14 protein-coding genes are annotated in these 16,576 nt (G+C 67.1%); 8 read left to right on the forward strand and 6 right to left on the reverse strand.

The window, feature by feature from the left end:
* Positions 1–273 precede the first annotated feature (273 nt).
* Positions 274–849 (reverse strand): beta-1-3, beta-1-6-glucan biosynthesis protein, encoded by a 576-nt coding sequence (locus QXZ94_RS08590; RefSeq protein WP_315726153.1) that lies wholly within the window; start codon positions 847–849, stop codon positions 274–276.
* A 397-nt stretch (positions 850–1,246) separates the two neighbouring features.
* Between QXZ94_RS08590 and QXZ94_RS08595 the strand changes: the two genes are divergently transcribed.
* Positions 1,247–2,821: a beta-(1-6) glucans synthase gene (locus tag QXZ94_RS08595; protein ID WP_315720049.1), complete on the forward strand. Its 1,575-nt coding sequence runs from the start codon at positions 1,247–1,249 to the stop codon at positions 2,819–2,821.
* Here QXZ94_RS08595 and QXZ94_RS08600 read toward each other — a convergent pair.
* Both QXZ94_RS08600 and QXZ94_RS08605 read right to left on the reverse strand, forming a co-directional pair.
* Positions 2,781–3,161 carry a hypothetical protein gene (locus tag QXZ94_RS08600; RefSeq protein WP_008963041.1) on the reverse strand — a complete coding sequence of 127 codons (381 nt, stop codon included), beginning with the start codon at positions 3,159–3,161 and terminating at the stop codon, positions 2,781–2,783. The genes QXZ94_RS08595 and QXZ94_RS08600 overlap by 41 nt on opposite strands.
* Positions 3,162–3,268: 107 nt before the next feature.
* Positions 3,269–4,540, reverse strand: coding sequence for a hypothetical protein (locus QXZ94_RS08605; RefSeq protein ID WP_315720050.1), 1,272 nt, complete (start codon positions 4,538–4,540; stop codon positions 3,269–3,271).
* A gap of 138 nt (positions 4,541–4,678) precedes the next feature.
* On the opposite strand from QXZ94_RS08605, the gene glmU reads away from it, so the two are divergent.
* Entirely contained in the window at positions 4,679–6,025 is a 1,347-nt protein-coding gene (gene glmU / locus QXZ94_RS08610; protein WP_315720051.1) for a bifunctional UDP-N-acetylglucosamine diphosphorylase/glucosamine-1-phosphate N-acetyltransferase GlmU, read from the forward strand.
* 22 nt (positions 6,026–6,047) lie between these two features.
* Complete coding sequence (locus tag QXZ94_RS08615) at positions 6,048–6,236, forward strand: hypothetical protein (protein WP_315720052.1); 189 nt, start codon at positions 6,048–6,050, stop codon at positions 6,234–6,236.
* Positions 6,237–6,254: 18 nt separating this feature from the next.
* Here QXZ94_RS08615 and QXZ94_RS08620 read toward each other — a convergent pair whose 3' ends face one another.
* A complete protein-coding gene (locus tag QXZ94_RS08620) occupies positions 6,255–6,482 on the reverse strand; it encodes a hypothetical protein (protein WP_315720053.1) in 228 nt (75 codons plus the stop codon).
* Positions 6,483–6,712: 230 nt separating this feature from the next.
* Here QXZ94_RS08620 and glmS point away from each other — a divergent pair, with 230 nt between their 5' ends.
* The 3 genes from glmS (at position 6,713) to QXZ94_RS08635 (ending at position 10,511) form a co-directional block, all read left to right on the forward strand.
* Positions 6,713–8,539, forward strand: coding sequence for a glutamine--fructose-6-phosphate transaminase (isomerizing) (glmS, locus tag QXZ94_RS08625; protein ID WP_315720054.1), 1,827 nt, complete (start codon positions 6,713–6,715; stop codon positions 8,537–8,539).
* A gap of 121 nt (positions 8,540–8,660) precedes the next feature.
* Positions 8,661–9,566, forward strand: a complete 906-nt coding sequence (locus QXZ94_RS08630) for a LysE family translocator (RefSeq protein ID WP_315720055.1) — start codon at positions 8,661–8,663, stop codon at positions 9,564–9,566.
* A gap of 153 nt (positions 9,567–9,719) precedes the next feature.
* On the forward strand, positions 9,720–10,511 hold the full coding sequence (locus tag QXZ94_RS08635) for a DUF502 domain-containing protein (RefSeq protein WP_315720056.1): 792 nt from the start codon (positions 9,720–9,722) through the stop codon (positions 10,509–10,511).
* 53 nt (positions 10,512–10,564) lie between these two features.
* Here QXZ94_RS08635 and QXZ94_RS08640 read toward each other — a convergent pair whose 3' ends face one another.
* Complete coding sequence (locus QXZ94_RS08640) at positions 10,565–10,942, reverse strand: VOC family protein (protein ID WP_315720057.1); 378 nt, start codon at positions 10,940–10,942, stop codon at positions 10,565–10,567.
* Between the two features lie 275 nt (positions 10,943–11,217).
* Here QXZ94_RS08640 and QXZ94_RS08645 point away from each other — a divergent pair, with 275 nt between their 5' ends.
* Entirely contained in the window at positions 11,218–13,098 is a 1,881-nt protein-coding gene (locus tag QXZ94_RS08645) for an autotransporter domain-containing protein (protein ID WP_315720058.1), read from the forward strand.
* Between the two features lie 171 nt (positions 13,099–13,269).
* A complete protein-coding gene (locus QXZ94_RS08650) occupies positions 13,270–14,121 on the forward strand; it encodes an NAD(P)-dependent oxidoreductase (protein WP_315720059.1) in 852 nt (283 codons plus the stop codon).
* A 200-nt stretch (positions 14,122–14,321) separates the two neighbouring features.
* Here the strand turns inward: QXZ94_RS08650 and recG are convergent, their stop codons facing one another.
* Entirely contained in the window at positions 14,322–16,424 is a 2,103-nt protein-coding gene (gene recG, locus QXZ94_RS08655; protein WP_315720060.1) for an ATP-dependent DNA helicase RecG, read from the reverse strand.
* Positions 16,425–16,576: the final 152 nt, after the last annotated feature.

The following is a 16,576-nucleotide window of genomic DNA, read 5'->3' on the forward strand; positions in this document are numbered from 1 at the left end:
CTCGGATATGCGATGCGACTGGGATCATGCTCACGCGTGACGTTCGACGATGAACGGCGAAGGCGATCACTCTCACGCCGTCACGGCCGAAGGCCGCGACAAATGCATTCCAACAGAGCCCACTCATGCTGAACGGTGCCTGAACCAGGGCGCGGCCAAGTGCGTCAACGACGTCGATCGCATCCTGCCATGTCATCGGAGCGCTGTCATGCGCGCGCCACGCATGGAGTCCGGTCGTCGCGATCTTGCGTCCAGCCTGCCTCGCGGCGCGGTTCACTTCGCCGGAGGCTGCGGGGGCGAGGCCTGGGGGGCAGGCTGCTGCGCCGGCGCTGGCGAAGCCTGCGCGGCTGGTGTCGGGGCCGGGCCGGGCGCCGGCGCCGCAGCCACCTGCGGCTTGGCGTCGGGATTGATCCAGCAGCCGTGGACGTGGTTGTTCAGCGAGTTCGGCACCTTCGGATCGATCTGCGGAAAAAAGCGCGTCAGACAGCGGAAGGCCGCCTGGACATGGCCGCCCGGGCAGCCGAAACGGTCATAGAGGTCGAGGTGGCGGAAGGCGGTATCGAGGTCGTCATTGTACATCAGTTGGACGACGCGGCGGCCGAGCCAGACGCATTCGGGGTTGCCGGCCGGGCCGCCAGAGAGCGCCTGTGACGCCTCGGTAAACTCGTCGGCCTTGCGCTGGTTCTCCTTCGACTGGTCGGCCGGGTTGGCCGCCTGCGGCTTTTGGTCCTGGGGATGGTCGCTGCCGCTCTGGGCGAAGGCGCCGGGGGCGCCGACGAGGACCATGAGGGCCAGCGACGCGAACAGGCGCGAAACCGAAAACTTGGACTGGAGCACGCGTCGACCCATAAATTCCCCGATGGTTGCCTTCATGTCGTCCCCTGGGGGACGCAGTGTTGATGCCGATCAATTCGGCCCCGATTGCGGCGGGAGGTTGATTCCGACCTTCGCATGCCGTTCCTAAAATGGCGTTCCTAACGGGCGCATGAACGGCCCCGAGACCTCGGGCGCAACGGTCGGGTCAACCGGAGATTCCCAATGACCGGAATCTCGGATTTTGTCCAGCAACGGCCCAACTTTCTCGCGTCATCGTAAAAGCGGGATTGGGAACAGGCGTACGCCGTGCCAGAAGCTCCGGAGATCGCCTACTTGGCAGATCGCCCCCGACCGGGTAATCGACACCACCCTGCCTGGAGACACGGAACTGAAATCCCTTCCTACGCCGCTGGCGCTTCTGCTCGTATCCTTGGGTGTCATCGCCGCCGCTTGGTGGTGGCTGGCCAGGCCGATCACGCTCGCGCGCGCGCCGATCGACCCCGGTTCGAAGCTGCAGTGCGTGTCCTACGCGCCGTTCCGGGGACAGCAGAGCCCGCTCGATCCGACCACGCATATCGACGCCGGGCAGATCGAGCAGGACCTGGTGCAGCTCGCCAAGATCTCCGAATGCGTGCGCACCTATTCGATCGAGAACGGCCTCGATCAGGTGCCGGAAATCGCGTCCCGGGTCGGCATCAAGGTGATCCAGGGCATCTGGCTTGGCTCGAACAGGCTGAAGAACCAGCAGCAGATCGGCATCGCTGTCGACCTGATCAAGCGCTATCCGAAGGTGATCACGGCCGTCGTGGTCGGCAACGAGGTGCTGCTCCGCGGTGAGATGACCACCGCCGACCTCGCCGCCACCATCCGCAGCGTCAAGGCGCAGGTCCAGGTTCCCGTGACCTATGCCGACGTCTGGGAGTTCTGGCTGCGCAACCGCGAACTCTACGACATCGTCGATTTCGTCACCGTGCACATCCTGCCCTATTGGGAGGACATGCCGGTGCGCGCCAAGTTCGCCGCCTCGCATGTCGACACCATCCGCCAGCAGGTCGGCGTGGCGTTTCCCGGTAAGGAGATCCTGATCGGCGAGACCGGCTGGCCGAGCGAGGGCCGCATGCGCGAGGGCGCGCTGCCGTCGCGCGCCAACCAGGCCCGCGTGGTCTCGGAGATCCTCACGCTCGCCAAGCGCGAGAATTTTCGCGTCAATTTGATCGAGGCCTATGACCAGCCCTGGAAGCGCAAGCTCGAGGGCACCGTCGGCGGTTATTGGGGCCTGATCAGCGACGACACGCGCGCACTGAAGTACCCGCCGGGCGAGCCCGTCAGCAATTACCCGCAGTGGAAGCTGCAGATGGCGGCCGGCATGGTGCTGTCGTTCACGGTGTTCCTGGCGGGCTGGCTGACGGTGCGCCGCCGGCCCTGGCCGCCGCACATTTCGGCCTGGATCGGGGTCGGCATCTCCGCGACCACGGCGGGCGTGCTGTTCGGCATGGCCGCGGACAAGATGTTCTATGAGAGCCTGGGCGTGGGCGGCTGGCTGCAATGGGGCGCGCTGCTCGCCGCCGGCGTGCTGGCGCCGATCCTGGCCGCCAATGCCGCCATGGCCGGCCGCCCCTTGCCGACCTTCCTCGACCTGCTCGGACCGGATGATGGCCGCAAGCAGCTCAAGGTCACCTATGCGCTGGGCCTGACGCTGGTCGTCGCCGTGCTGATCGCGGCCGAGACGGCGCTCGGCTTCGTGTTCGATCCGCGCTACCGTGATTTCCCGTTCGCCAGCCTGACCATGGCGGTGGTGCCGTTCGCGATGCTGCTCGGCAATCGTCCGGCGCAGGGCGCCCGGCCGATCGCCGAGGCCAGCTTCGCCGGGCTGCTCGCGATCTCTTCAGTCTACGTGATCTACAACGAGGGCCGCGACAATTGGCAGGCGATGTGGACCTGCGCGATGTATCTGCTGCTGGCGTTCACGCTGTGGCGGGCGCGGGCCGGGCAAAGCCGAGGATGAGCAGGCCGATCGCCAGCCCCGACAGCACGATGTTGTAGAGCACGATGCCGAGGCCGGCGGCGATCAGTCCGCCGGTCAGCAGCACGATCGACGGCCGCATCACGTGCAGCACCGCGATGACGAGCGCGGTGGCGCCGAACACCGAATTCTTGAACAGCGTGGTCGCGACCGCACGGCTCTTGCAGGCCAGCGTCTGCAAACCCGCGTCGCAGGCCAGCGCGACGCTCGACAGCTCGATTGCGAGATAGCGCAGATACAGGGCGTAGCCGACGGTGACGAAGCCGACGATCAGGAGCCATTGCACCTGATAGGGCGAGAGGCGGAACGGGGTCTTTTTCATGCGCGGGACTATGCTGCGGAACGGATCGGCGGACAAGCCGCAAAGGCGCTTCACGGACCGCTTTCACAGTCCGCCGCAACCGCCTTGCCGGATGGGATGATTCGAGCTCAGGAGCGGCGGAAGAACGACGACAGCGTCGACGGCTGCTCGGGCTTGGGCGCCTCCTGCGGCGGCGCCGGGGGCGGCGCTGCTGCGGCCGGCGGCTCCTCGCGGCGGCCATGGCGCTGCTGTTGCTGGGCCTGCGGCTGCAGCACGCGCCGGCGCTGTGCCGGGACCGGCTTCGCTGCCGCCGCCGGCGCGGCGGGTTTGGCCTCGCCGCCCTCGGGCTCTTCGCCGACGGCCAGACGTTGGCCGTCATACACCGTGGTTTCGCAAGGGCGCTGGGTTTCGGCCAGGGCGGCGCAGATCCGGGCCGCTGCCGCTGCATCCGTCAGCGGGCCGGCACCGAGCCGCAGCTGCATGCTGGGGCCGCCACGGCCCTCCTTCAGCATGATGATCGGCTTCAGCGCTGCGAGGTCGGCATTGTTCTTCGCCAATCCCCGCCACAGCGCTCGCAGGCCGCCGATGGAGTTGGCGCCGCCGAGATCGACCGCGAATTCGGTCCTCTGGACCGCCATCACCGCGGGCTCCGCCGTGTCGGCGCCCTTGGCGGCGGGGGGCTCGGTCGGATCGGCCTTGGCGAGCCGTTCCGCTTCAGCCGGCTTCGCGGCCGGTTCCACGGCCTGCGGTTTGGAACCGGCCGCGGCGGCGGTCGCCGGTGCCGGCGCGCCCGCAGGAGCGGGCGGTGTCGTCGCCACCGCGCCGGGGGGACTGGCTCCAAGCGATCCGCCAGGGATGGGCATGAACGGCGACAGGTTGCCGAAGGCGGGCAGCGGACCCGGCGGTGGGGAACTCGGCGCTGCCGCCTGCGGCGCCTGCGAATCGACCGCCGCGATCTGCGGCTGCGGCGTCGATTTGGTTCCGGCTGCCTGATTCGCCGTGGGCTGGGGGCTCTGCTTGGCCAGCGCACCGGTGACGGAGTCCAGTCCCTGCTCCAGCACGGTCACACGCGCATAGAGCCGATCCCGATCGGTGTTGAGCGTCTCGATCGCCGCCCCGAGCTGGCGGGCCTCGCTCTGGGTGTCCCGCGCGAGCGACTGCAGCAGCTGGGCCTGACGCGAGAGGTCAGCCGCGGAAATACGGTCCTTGCGCCATCCCTGCGCCGTCTGATTGGCGAAAATGGCAAGCCCGACGGCACCGACCGCACCCGCACCCCACCAGCCGAGCCGCCACATCGCGCGCCGATCGAGTTCGTTCTCATCGGCAAACAGTCCGGACAGCGTTCCGCCGGTCTTTTCAGCTCCATGCACGCCGGCTGATTTGTGGGAGTCCTTAGCCATGAACCTGCCTTAATCGAATCACGAAGCGAACATTAACAGGAAAACCCGTATGGGTTTCAGGGGGGGCAGGTTTGCTGCGCGGGCAAAACGATTTATGACAGCGGCCCGTGTGCCACTCAGCCATTTCCAGGGTGCTTGATGACCGCTCGATCCAGTCTGACCATCGTGCTTGCGGCAGGCGAGGGCACGCGGATGCGCACGAGCCTGCCCAAGGTGCTGCATCCGATCGCCGGCGAATCGTTGCTCGCCCACGTGCTGGCGGCCGCCCCTAAAGGCGACGGTGCCCGCATCGCGGTCGTGGTCGGGCCGGAGCACAGCGCCGTCGAGAAGGAAGCGAGGCGTCTGCGTTCCGACGCCGACATCTTCGTGCAGCGCGAGCGGCTCGGCACCGCGCATGCGGTGCTGGCCGCGCGTGAGGCGATCGCGCGCGGCGCGGACGACCTGCTGGTTGTGTTCGGCGATACGCCGTTGATCACGGCCGAGACCTTCGCGCGGCTGCGCGCGCCGCTGGCCAAGGGCGCCGCGCTCGCGGTGCTCGGCTTTCGCGCCGCTGATCCGACCGGCTATGGGCGCCTGCTGCTGGAGGGATCCAAGCTCGTGGCGATCCGCGAGCAGGCCGATGCGTCGGAGGCCGAGCGGGCGATCACGCTGTGCAATGCCGGCGTGATGGCGATGGACGGCCATCGCGCGCTCGCCATCCTGGACAGGATCGGCAACGCCAACAGCAAGGGCGAATATTACCTCGTCGACGCCGTGGCGATCGCGCGCGAGCAGGGCCTCGACGCCGTCGTCATCGAGACCTCCGAGGACGAGGTGCGCGGCATCAATACCAAGGCGCAGCTCGCGCAGGCCGAGGCGGTGATGCAGACCCGGCTGCGCCGCGCGGCGATGGAGGCCGGCGTGACGCTGATCGCGCCGGAGACGGTCTATCTCGCCGCCGACACCACCTTCGGCAGGGACGTCACGATCGAGCCGTTCGTGGTGATCGGACCCGGCGTCTCGATCGGCGACGGCGCGGTGGTGCATTCGTTCTCGCACATCGTGCAATCGAAGCTGGGCCGCAACAGCCTGCTGGGACCGTTCGCGCGGCTGCGACCCGGGACGTCATTGGGCGACGGCGCCAAGATCGGCAATTTCGTCGAGGCCAAGGCCGCCGTGCTCGAGCCGGGCGTAAAGGTCAATCACCTGTCCTACATCGGCGACGCGCATGTCGGCGCCAACGCCAACATCGGCGCCGGCACCATCACCTGCAACTATGACGGCTTCAACAAGCACAAGACGAACATCGGTGAGGGCGCCTTCATCGGCACCAACACCTCGCTCGTGGCGCCGATCAACGTCGGCGCGCGCGCCTATATCGGCTCGGGATCGGTGATCACCCGCGACGTGCCCGATGATGCGCTGGCGCTCGAGCGCAGCCCGCAGACGACGCGGGAGGGGGCGGCGGCGCGTTTCCGGACCGCGAAGCAGCGCCAGAAGAAGTGAACGCGGGGAAGGGAAGGCGAGCTTGGAGCTCGGTCAGCTGGTATTTGATCTGGCCAGAGAGGTGCCGATCGCGACCGCGCGGCTGGGAACGTTCTCCGGCCGCATGCTTTACGGCGCGATCGGCCTCGCTCCGGCACGGGAGATCATGCTCCTCACCGGCATCGGTCTCTGGGCGTTGACCGGTGCGATCGCCTGGGCTTGGCTGCTTTGATGCCCGCGCTGCGCGAAGCTAGTCCTTCTCGTCCAGGAACTCGGCGAACATCTCGCGGGTCAGGCGCCAGCCGCGGCGGGTGGCGTGCTTGACGGGCTCGGTGGTGTGATGCCTGACCGGCATTGGTTTCAGCTCATGGCCCATGGTCGGCGGCGGCCAGTTCGCGAGATGGCTGCCGGACCTGGGATGCGACAGGCTCAGCGAGCTGGTGCCTTTGGGATCAGTTGGGCGACGGGTATAGGTCATGGCGTCCTCTCCGACGCGACAGTTTCACCGGGTAAGCGTTGAGCGGGCGTTAAGGCCGCGGTGAGCCGGACCTCCGCATCGAACCGGAGTTGCGCGCCGGCCGCGCGGTTAAGCCTTCCACTTAACCCTGTCGCAATCCGCAATAATTATTGAATCCTGAAAGCGCGCGGTTTTCGTTAAGACAATGCCACGCATTTGAATCTCTCTCGACGATTTGGGGACTAGCGCTGATGTGCGGAATCATCGGGATCCTGGGACGCGGGCCGGTTGCCGAGCATCTCGTCGATTCCCTGAAGCGTCTGGAGTATCGCGGCTACGACTCCGCTGGTGTTGCAACGCTCGAGGGCGATCACCTCGATCGCCGGCGCGCCGAGGGTAAGCTGAAGAATCTCGAGAAGCGGCTCGAGCGGGAGCCGCTGAAAGGGCACGCCGGCATCGGCCACACCCGCTGGGCGACGCACGGCAAGCCGACCGAAGGCAATGCCCATCCGCACGCAACCGACAACGTCGCAGTCGTTCATAACGGCATCATCGAGAATTTTCGCGAGCTACGTGCCGAGCTCGAGAAGCAGGGCGCCAGGTTCTCCTCGGAGACCGACACCGAGACGGTCGTCCACCTCGTCAATTCCTATCTCTTGCAGGGTCACACGCCGCAGCAGGCCGTGGCGGCGTCGCTGCCGCAGCTGAAGGGCGCGTTCGCGCTGGCCTTCCTGTTCAAGGGCCACGGCAACCTGCTGATCGGCGCCCGCAAGGGCTCGCCGCTGGCGCTTGGCTATGGCGACGGCGAGATGTTCCTCGGCTCGGACGCGATCGCATTGGCGCCGTTCACCGATACGATCAGCTATCTCGACGATGGCGACTGGGTCGAGATCACCCGCGACTCCGGCATCATCCATGACGTCTCGGGCGCTGTTGTGAAGCGCGACGTGCTGAAGTCGGGCGCGTCGTCCTTCCTGGTCGACAAGGCCAACTACCGCCACTTCATGGCCAAGGAGATCCACGAGCAGCCGGAGGTCGTCGGCCATACGCTCGCGCGCTACGTCGACATGGGCACCGAGCGCGTGATGCTGCCGGCGCGGCTGCCGTTCGACTTCAAGGACATCCAGCGCATCTCGATCACCGCCTGCGGCACCGCGAGCTATGCCGGATTCGTCGCCAAATACTGGTTCGAGCGCTTCGCGCGCGTGCCCGTGGAGCTCGACGTCGCCTCCGAGTTCCGCTACCGCGAGGCGCCGCTGCGCAAGGGCGATCTCGCCATCTTCATCTCGCAATCCGGTGAGACCGCCGACACGCTGGCGGCCTTGCGCTATGCCAAGTCGCAGGGCGTGCACACGCTCTCGGTCGTGAACGTGCCGACCTCGACGATCGCGCGTGAGAGCGAGATCGTGATGCCGACGCTCGCCGGTCCCGAGATCGGCGTCGCCTCGACCAAGGCCTTCACCTGTCAGCTGATGGTGCTGGCGGCGCTGGCGATTGCCGCCGGCCGCGGCCGCGGCGAACTCTCCGAAGCCGATGAGACCAAGCTTGTGCATGGCCTCGTCGAGGTGCCGCGCCTGATCGCGGCGGCGCTGACCACTGAGCCGCAGATCGAGAAGCTGGCGCGCGAGATCGCCAAGTCGAAGGACGTGCTCTATCTCGGCCGCGGCACCTCCTATCCGCTGGCGCTCGAAGGCGCGCTGAAGCTGAAGGAGATCTCCTACATCCATGCCGAGGGCTATGCCGCCGGCGAGCTCAAGCACGGCCCGATCGCGCTGATCGACGAGACCATGCCGGTCGTCGTGATCGCGCCCTATGACAAGGTGTTCGAGAAGACGGTGTCGAACATGCAGGAGGTCGCCGCGCGCGGCGGCAACATCATCCTGATGACCGACGCCAAGGGGGCCGAGGAGGCGACCGTGGACTCGCTGGTGACGATCACCATGCCCGACATGGCCGCGACGTTCACGCCGATCGTGTACGCGATCCCGGTGCAGCTGCTGGCGTATCACACCGCCGTGGTGATGGGCACCGACGTCGACCAGCCGCGCAATCTCGCGAAGTCGGTGACGGTGGAGTAGCTAAGCCGCCGCTCCTACGAAGCGATGCTCTCGCATCGCCTTGAACCCGCAGGGCGTGAGGCGCGACGCCGCCTCCGCCCCTTCAGTGTCATCCCGGCGAACGCCGGGATCCAGAGCCACCGTGCTTTGTGGCTGGCACCTCTGGCAGATCCAGCCTGCCTCCAATCACCTTTTGGGAGTATGGTTCCCGGATCTGCGCCCGCCAACGCTGTCGCGTTGTCGGGCTTGTCCGGGACGACAGCGTTTTTTAATCGCGCTCACCCGTCATTCGGGCGCGAGCCTGCGATCGTTCTTCGAATGGCGCGGCAGTCGTGGCAAACTCGGTGGCGCTTGCCATCTGATCGGCAATCCGACATCAGCGTCGGACGATGCCGCGGCAGTGGTCGGCGTCTACTCCGTCACGGGACTCTCGATGGCTCTCGACACCTGGCTGCTGTTCCTGCTCACCAGCATCGGCATCTCGCTCACGCCGGGGCCGAATGGCCTATTGGCCCTGACGCACGGCGCGCTGCATGGCGGGCGCAAGACGCTGTTCACGATCGCCGGCGGCCTGATCGGCTTCGTCCTGATCATCGCGCTGTGCATGTTCGGCATCGGCGCGCTGGTGCAGTCGTCGATCACCTGGCTCGTGGTGCTGAAATGGATCGGCGGGCTCTATCTCGCCTGGCTCGGCATCAAGCTGTGGCGATCGCCACCGGTGGCGGTCGATATCGGCCATGCGACCGTCAAAGCCGGCGGGCATCAGCTCTTTCGTCAGGGCTTTCTGACCGCTGCGACCAATCCCAAATGCCTGCTGTTCTTCAGCGCCTTGTTGCCGCAGTTCATCGACCCCGATCGCAGCCTTCTCGGGCAGTTCGCGATCGTTGCCTTGACATACGCGGTCACGGAGTTCCTGACCGAGGTCGCGATCGCCAGCGCCGCCGCCCGGGTGCGTCCTTGGCTCGCCAGGGCCGGACGCCGCTTCAATCAGGTCTGCGGCGGCATCTTTGTGGCGGTCGGTCTGGCCCTGCCGCTGCGCAGCGCCTAGCGGGCTGATTTCCGACGTTTTTGGAGCCGGGGCAGGGGCGGCCAGCCCGCCACATGCGGGGGCAAAGCGTCCAGCTGTGTCTGAAAGAGGGCCTTGCCCTTCCAAAAATCTGCTAAGAGCCTAGCTGAGATCTGATCCGACCTGGAAGTTCGCATGAGTTCCCGCGACGACGTGCCGCCTGAGACCGATCCCTTGGCCGAAGCCCCGGCCGAGACGCCCCACCATGGGCTGATGTTTCGCTTTCGCAACTATTTCCTGACCGGCCTCGTGGTCGCCGGACCCGTCGCGATCACCCTCTATCTCACCTGGTGGTTCGTGACCTGGGTCGACGGCCTGGTGCGTCCGTTCGTGCCGCTGGCCTACCGCCCTGAGACCTATCTGCCGTTTGGCGTGCCTGGTTCGGGGCTGATCGTGGCCGTGATCGGCCTGACCCTGGTCGGCTTTCTCGCGGCCAACCTGATCGGTCGCACGCTGGTCGATCTGGGCGAGCGGCTGCTCGGCCGCATCCCGGCCGTACGGGCGATCTATCGCGGCCTGAAGCAGGTCTTCGAGACGCTGTTCTCCGGCAAGGGGTCGAGCCTGCGCCGCGTCGGCCTGGTCGAGTTTCCCTCGCCGGGCATGTGGTCGATCGTGCTGATCTCGCAGCCGCCGAGCCTGGAGATTGCGAACCGGTTGCCGGGCGAGGACGAGCAGATCTCGGTGTTCCTGCCATGCGCGCCGAACCCGACCACCGGCTTCTTCTTCTATCTGCCGAGGAGCAAGATCATCGAGGTCGACATGAGCGCCGAGGATGCAGCGACCTTGATCATGTCCTGCGGCGTGGTGCAGCCCGGCTCCGATCCGCAGAAGAAGGCCGCGGCGCTCGCCACCATGGCCAACGCCGCGCGCATCGCCAACAGCCCGGCCCAGCCATCGCCGCAGCTCGAGCCGGCCAAGGTCGACTGATCCTTCGCTCTCACCGTCTCCGGAGGATCGATGGAAGTCGAGCCCAGGGCCCGCTAGCCCGCATCCTGCGGAACGAATACGCGCAGCCGATGCCCATCCGGATCGAGCGCGACGAAGGTGGTGCCGAAATCCATCCGCGTCGGCGCCTGGATGATGGTCAGGCCGCGTGCCGCCCAATCATCGTGAAGGCGCTCGACCTCGCCGGAATCGGCGACCGTGAACGCGACCTCGCTGAATCCGGCCGCGCCGGTGGCGGCCGGCTCCACCGTGTGCCGCGACCACAAGCCGAGCATCACGCCCTCGCGCAGCGGCAGCATCGCGAAGGTCGGCGATTGCTCGATGACGGGCAGGCCGAGCAGGTCGGCGTAGAAGGCCGCGCTCGTCGCGGGGGCGTCGACATAGAGGAGCAGGAAGCTGAAGTCGGCGGGCATTGGCATTCTCCATGCGGCGCCGGCAGCGGCGCCTGCGCGAAGGCATTAGCCCAGCCTCCTGCCAGATCCTGTCAGCAGTCTTCGTCACCATGTTCAACGCCGTCTCGTGCGCCAGGCGCGCAGACGTCCGCATGACGGCGCCTTGCGCTGCATGATGATGCGCGAAAGGCACAGGCCCCGTTGACCTCGCCGCTACAACCGACAGGCGGTGGTGTTGCAATCCGTCGCCATGGAAACATCCGGCAAACAAAGATGTGGCGTTGGGGAGGCGCGTAATGAAGCCTGCAAGTCGGACGTCGTTGTGGTGCGTCGTTGCACTGTCGGGAGCGTGGTTGCAGCTCTCGGGGGCCGCATCGGCCCAGACAGCCTACACGCGAATCCAGGCCTTTGGCGACAGCTACGCCGACACGGGCAATCTCTGGACCTTCACCGGCGGGGCGGGCAAGCTGCCGCTCTATCCGACCGGGCGCTTCAGCGGCGGCACCAATTTCGTCGACACGACCTCGGCGCTGCTCGGCATCCCCCAGCTCAACTATGCCATCGGCGGCGCCATGGCCGGCAACACCAACGTGGTCGCGCCCGGCATTCCCGGCTTCTTCCAGGAGTGGAGCGGACTGACCGGATTCTCCGGCAAGATCTCGTCGACCGATCTGGTCGAGATTTCGATCGGCGGCAACGACGCGCGCGCCTACTACCGCGCGGGCGGATCGCTCGCCGGTGCGCCGGCTGCAGCAGCGGTCACGGCGCAGCAGGCCATGACCGGAATCAATGCTCTGGTCGGAGACGGCGCGCGCACCATCGTGTTCACGGTCGGCGACGTCAGCACCTTGCCGGAGGCCGTCGGCAACGCCAATGCGCCGGCCGGCAAGGCCTACAGCACGACCTATAACGGCCTGATGCAATCGTCGCTTGCGGCGGTGGCGCGCTCCGGCGTGCGTGTCGAATATGTCGATACCGGACTGGTCGGCACGCTGATCCAGGCCAATCCGCAGCGCTACGGCTTCAGCAATGTCGGCGCTTGTCCGGTGGCCTGCATCGGCAATCCGGCGCTGCAGAACCAGTATCTGTTCTATGTCGACGGCGTGCATCTGACCTCGCATGGTTTCGAGGTGCTCGGCCAGTACATCGTCAACCGCCTCAACGCACCGCTGACCTTCGCGCCGCAGGGCGAGGTGGCGTCGATCTCGGCGATGGGCTTCGCCTCGACTCTGTTCGGCAAGCTCGACATGTTCCGCGAGACGGCGGGCTTCGCGTCGTCGGCGATGAACTCCTATGCCGCATTGGGCCGGCCGGCTCACGTCAAGGCGCCGCCGCTCGCGCCGGTCAGCCCGTGGTCGTTCTACATGCAGGGCAATGGCAGTCTCAGCGACCGCCAGGGCAACGTCGCCTCGAACGGCTTCAATCTCGACAGCATCGGCGGCACCATCGGCGTCGAGTATCGGCTGTCGGCGAACGCCATGATCGGCACCGCGTTCGACTATTCCAATCCGCGGGCGCGGCTGTTCAACAACACCGGCACGACGGATGCCAATTCCTATCAGTTCGGCCTCTATGGCGCCTGGGCCAGCCGCAGCCTGTTTGCCGAAGGTCTCGCCACCATCGGCCACCAGGACTATCGCAACACCCGGCCGGGCGTGGTCGATACCATCACCTCCAATCCCGGCGGCACGACCTTCGTCGCGGCGGGCAAGATCGGCTATCTGTTCGATGCCGGCTCTGCGAAAATGGGACCGATCGGCGGGCTGACCTATGCCCGCGCCCGCGTCGACGGCTTCACCGAGGCAGGAGATCCCGCACTGACGCTCACGGTGGGCTCGCAGACCGCCGAGACCCTCATCGGCAGCGTCGGCGTGCAGCTGCGCACCCCGTTCCAGGTGCACGGTGCCACCATCCATCCCTATCTCAACCTGACGCTCGATGACGACATCGTCGGCAATGGTCGCCTGATCCAGTACAGCGCGACCTCGGCGCCCCTGATCGTCAACAACTGGACGGTCCCGAACGGCACCTCGCACAACGTCTATGGCCGGGTGAGCGCGGGCGTGGTGGCGCCGTTCTGGAGCAACGTGGCGCTGACCGCGAACGTCTCGCGCACCATCGGACGCACCGGCGGCGACGATTTCTACGGCAGCGGAGGCTTGAAGATCTCGTTCTGAAGGTCAGCCACGGCGGCCAGCGTTCTTTGGGGGCTCTGAGGGGGGCGGCGCTGACGTTGCGGCCAAGGCGAGGGCAGCCCGGAAGGGCTGCCCTTCGTTTTCGGGCCTTCAGTTCCGTCATGGGCTGCGGATATTCTTCGATGCGCATCGATCGACTCGGAGACCGCCATCATGCCCCCCAGCATTGCCGTCATCGCACCGGGCGCCATGGGCAGCGCCATCGCCGCCCGCCTGGTGGAGCACGGCTGCAAGGTGTTGACCTCGCTCGAAGGGCGCAGTCGCGCGACGCAGGCGAGGGCGGCCGCCTCCGGCATGAGCGCCGCGAACGATAGCGAGATCGTCAATGCCGACATCATCCTGTCGATCGTGCCGCCGGGCGAAGCCGTGGCGCTGGCCGAGCAGCTTGCGACGGCCATCAACCGCAATGCCAAGAAGCCCGTCGTCGTCGACTGCAATGCCGTCAACGTCGAGACCGTCAGGCGAATCCAGGATGTCGTGCTGTCGTCGGGCGCGCGCCTGGTCGACGCGGCCATCATCGGCCTGCCGCCGAAGCCCGGCACGAAGGGCCCGGCGTTCTATGTCAGCGGTGAGGCGGCCGCCGACATCGCCGTGCTGGGTGAGCTCGGGCTCGATGTGCGTGTGATCGACGGTCCGATCGGCGCCGCTTCGGCGCTGAAGATGTCCTATGCCGGCATCAACAAGGGCCTGACCGGGCTCGGTGCCGCGATGGTGCTGGCCGCAACGCGTGCCGGCGCCGCCGACGCATTGCGCGACGAGCTCGCGCTGAGCCTGCCCCACGTCCAGGCCCGGCTCGCCAACGCGCTGCCGGACATGCTGCCGAAAGCCTATCGCTGGGTCGCCGAAATGCGCGAGATCGCGGGCTTCCTGGGCGAGGATCATCCGGCGGCGCAGATCTACGAAGGTTTCGCACGGCTGTTCGAGCACATCGCGGCGGACGTGCAGGGCGAGGGGGCCGACGCGGCGCAATTGGTGGCGTTTGCCGAGAGCTGCAAGGCGAAGTGAGCCTTCATCTCAGCTCGTCGTCCCGGGCAAGCTGCGATGCGCAAAGCGCGTCGCGGCGCTGACCCGGGACCCATACTCCGCGGCGGCTGCGAGGCGCGAAAAAGCCAATGGCCCGCCTGCCTCAAACTGCTGCCTGGGGGTATGGGTCCCGGCTCGGAGGCCGGGACGACAGCGGAGTTCGTTGAGGCACCTTCGGCCAATCACCCCGCCGTCAGCAGCGGGATCGCCTCGTCGCGTTCGTAGAGGTACAGCAAACAGCGCAATGCCTCGCTGCGCGGGCCCTTCAGCTTCGGGTCTTCCTTGAGTATCCGCAGCGCTTCGTCGCGCGCCTGGGTGATCAGCTGCGCGTGCACCTCGGGGCGGGCGATGCGATAGCCGGGCAGGCCGCTCTGGCGGATGCCGAGCACGTCGCCTTCGCCGCGCAGCTTGAGGTCCTCCTCGGCGATGCGGAAGCCGTCGGTGGTCTCGCGGATGACGGCGAGCCGCGCCTTCGACATCGGCCCCAGCGGCTCGTGATAGAGCAGGATGCAGGTCGAGGCCTCCGCGCCGCGGCCGATGCGGCCGCGCAGCTGGTGCAGCTGGGCGAGGCCGAAGCGCTCGGCGTTCTCGATCACCATGATGCTCGCCGCGGGTACGTCGACGCCGACCTCGACGACCGTCGTGGCCACGAGCAGCCGCAGCTCATGGGCCGCGAAGCGGCCCATGACGTCGTCCTTCTCGCTGCCCTTCATCTTGCCGTGGACGAGGCCGACCTTGTCGCCGAAGCGCTCGCGCAGGCTCTCGAAGCGATCCGTCGCGTTGGTGAGATGATCGATGCCCTCGGCCTCGGATTCCTCGACCAGCGGGCAGATCCAGTACACCAGCTTGCCGGCGTCGAGCGCGCGGCCGACGGCGTCAATGACCTCGCCGAGCCTGACATCGGCGACGGCGCGGGTGTCGATCGGCTGGCGGCCGGCGGGCTTCTCGCGCAGCTCGGAAATGTCCATGTCGCCGAAATAGGTCAGCACCAGCGTCCGCGGGATCGGCGTTGCCGACAGCACCAGCACGTCGACGGCCTCGCCTTTCGACGTCAGCGCCAGCCGTTCGCGCACGCCGAAGCGGTGCTGCTCGTCGACGATGGCGAGCGCCAGCGACTTGAAGACGACGTCGTCCTGGATCAGCGCGTGGGTGCCGATCAGCAGGTCGATCTCGCCGGCTTCGAGCCGGGCGAGAATGTCGCGGCGTTCCTTGCCCTTCTCGCGCCCCGTGAGAATGGCGATCGTCATGCCGGCGCGCTCGGCCAGCGGCGTGATGGTCTTGGCATGCTGGCGCGCCAAAATCTCGGTCGGCGCCATCAGCGCCGCCTGCTTGCCGGCTTCGGCCACGGCGGCCGCCGCGAGCAGCGCCACCACCGTCTTGCCGGAGCCGACGTCGCCCTGCAGCAGCCTGAGCATGCGCACCGGCTTTTCGAGATCGGCCGCAATGGCGTCCATCGCCAGGCCTTGCGAGTTCGTCAACGCATAGGGCAGGGCGTCGATGATCCTGCGGCGCAGGTGGCCGTCGCCGGCATGGCGGTTGCCCGCGGGGCGGCGCAATTGCGCCCGCACCAGCGCCAGCGCCAATTGGCCGGCGAGCAGCTCGTCGAAGGCGAGGCGCGACCAGAACGGATTTTCAGGCAGGATGTCCGTCAGCTCCTGCGGCACGTGCACCCGATGCAGCGCGTCCTTCAGCGACGGGAAGCCGCAGCGCCGGAGCACCTCGGGGCTGATCCATTCCGGCAAATCGGGCAGCTTCGTCAGCGCCAATGCGATGGCGCGCCGCAGGGAGCCCAGGGCGAGGCCTTCGGTCAGCGGATAGACCGGGTCGATCCCTGACAGCTTGGCAAACCCCGCTTCATCGAGGATGCGGTCGGGATGCACGATCTGCGGAATGCCGTCATACATCTGCACCGTGCCGGAGACGTAGCGCTTGGCGCCGACCGGCAGCATCTTCTCGATGTAGTCGCCCTTGGGCCGGAAGAAGGTCAGCACGACGTCGCCGGTCTCGTCGCTGGCATAGACCAGATAGGGCGCGCGGGCGTTGCGCGACGGCCGATGGCGGTCGACCGTCACCTCCAGCGTCACCACGGTGCCGACCTCGGCGTCGCGCACCTTCGGCCGGTTGCGGCGGTCGATGACGCTGGCAGGCAGGTGCAGCAAGAGGTCGACGACGCGCGGCGTCTCGCTGCAGCTGAGCAGATAGCGCAGCAGCTTGTCCTGCTTCGGCCCGACTCCCGACAGGGTGGTGACCGGCGCGAACAGGGGATTGAGGACGCTAGGGCGCATGGACCGAACACTTAAAGCCGTTTGACGGTCGGAATAGCCGTGAATGCCGAGACATCCACCTCTTTTTTCGCCGGTTTCCGGCAAAAGCGGCATGCCGGTTCTGCGGCGGGGAGGGCTGACATAAGCCCCGCGCACCGCTATATCGAGCCGCG

Origin of the sequence: Bradyrhizobium sp. SZCCHNS2022 (genome assembly GCF_032377575.1) — a bacterium.
Classification (GTDB): Bacteria; Pseudomonadota; Alphaproteobacteria; order Rhizobiales; family Xanthobacteraceae; genus Bradyrhizobium; species Bradyrhizobium aeschynomenes.

Bases quoted from the DNA above. Each gene is read 5' to 3' on its own strand.
- QXZ94_RS08590 (WP_315726153.1), bottom strand. From the start codon at position 849: ATGGGTCGACGCGTGCTCCAGTCCAAGTTTTCGGTTTCGCGCCTGTTC.
- QXZ94_RS08600 (WP_008963041.1), bottom strand. From the start codon at position 3,161: ATGAAAAAGACCCCGTTCCGCCTCTCGCCCTATCAGGTGCAATGGCTC.
- QXZ94_RS08605 (WP_315720050.1), bottom strand. From the start codon at position 4,540: ATGGCTAAGGACTCCCACAAATCAGCCGGCGTGCATGGAGCTGAAAAG.
- glmU (WP_315720051.1), top strand. From the start codon at position 4,679: ATGACCGCTCGATCCAGTCTGACCATCGTGCTTGCGGCAGGCGAGGGC.
- QXZ94_RS08620 (WP_315720053.1), bottom strand. From the start codon at position 6,482: ATGACCTATACCCGTCGCCCAACTGATCCCAAAGGCACCAGCTCGCTG.
- glmS (WP_315720054.1), top strand. From the start codon at position 6,713: ATGTGCGGAATCATCGGGATCCTGGGACGCGGGCCGGTTGCCGAGCAT.
- QXZ94_RS08635 (WP_315720056.1), top strand. From the start codon at position 9,720: ATGAGTTCCCGCGACGACGTGCCGCCTGAGACCGATCCCTTGGCCGAA.
- QXZ94_RS08640 (WP_315720057.1), bottom strand. From the start codon at position 10,942: ATGCCCGCCGACTTCAGCTTCCTGCTCCTCTATGTCGACGCCCCCGCG.
- QXZ94_RS08645 (WP_315720058.1), top strand. From the start codon at position 11,218: ATGAAGCCTGCAAGTCGGACGTCGTTGTGGTGCGTCGTTGCACTGTCG.
- QXZ94_RS08650 (WP_315720059.1), top strand. From the start codon at position 13,270: ATGCCCCCCAGCATTGCCGTCATCGCACCGGGCGCCATGGGCAGCGCC.
- recG (WP_315720060.1), bottom strand. From the start codon at position 16,424: ATGCGCCCTAGCGTCCTCAATCCCCTGTTCGCGCCGGTCACCACCCTG.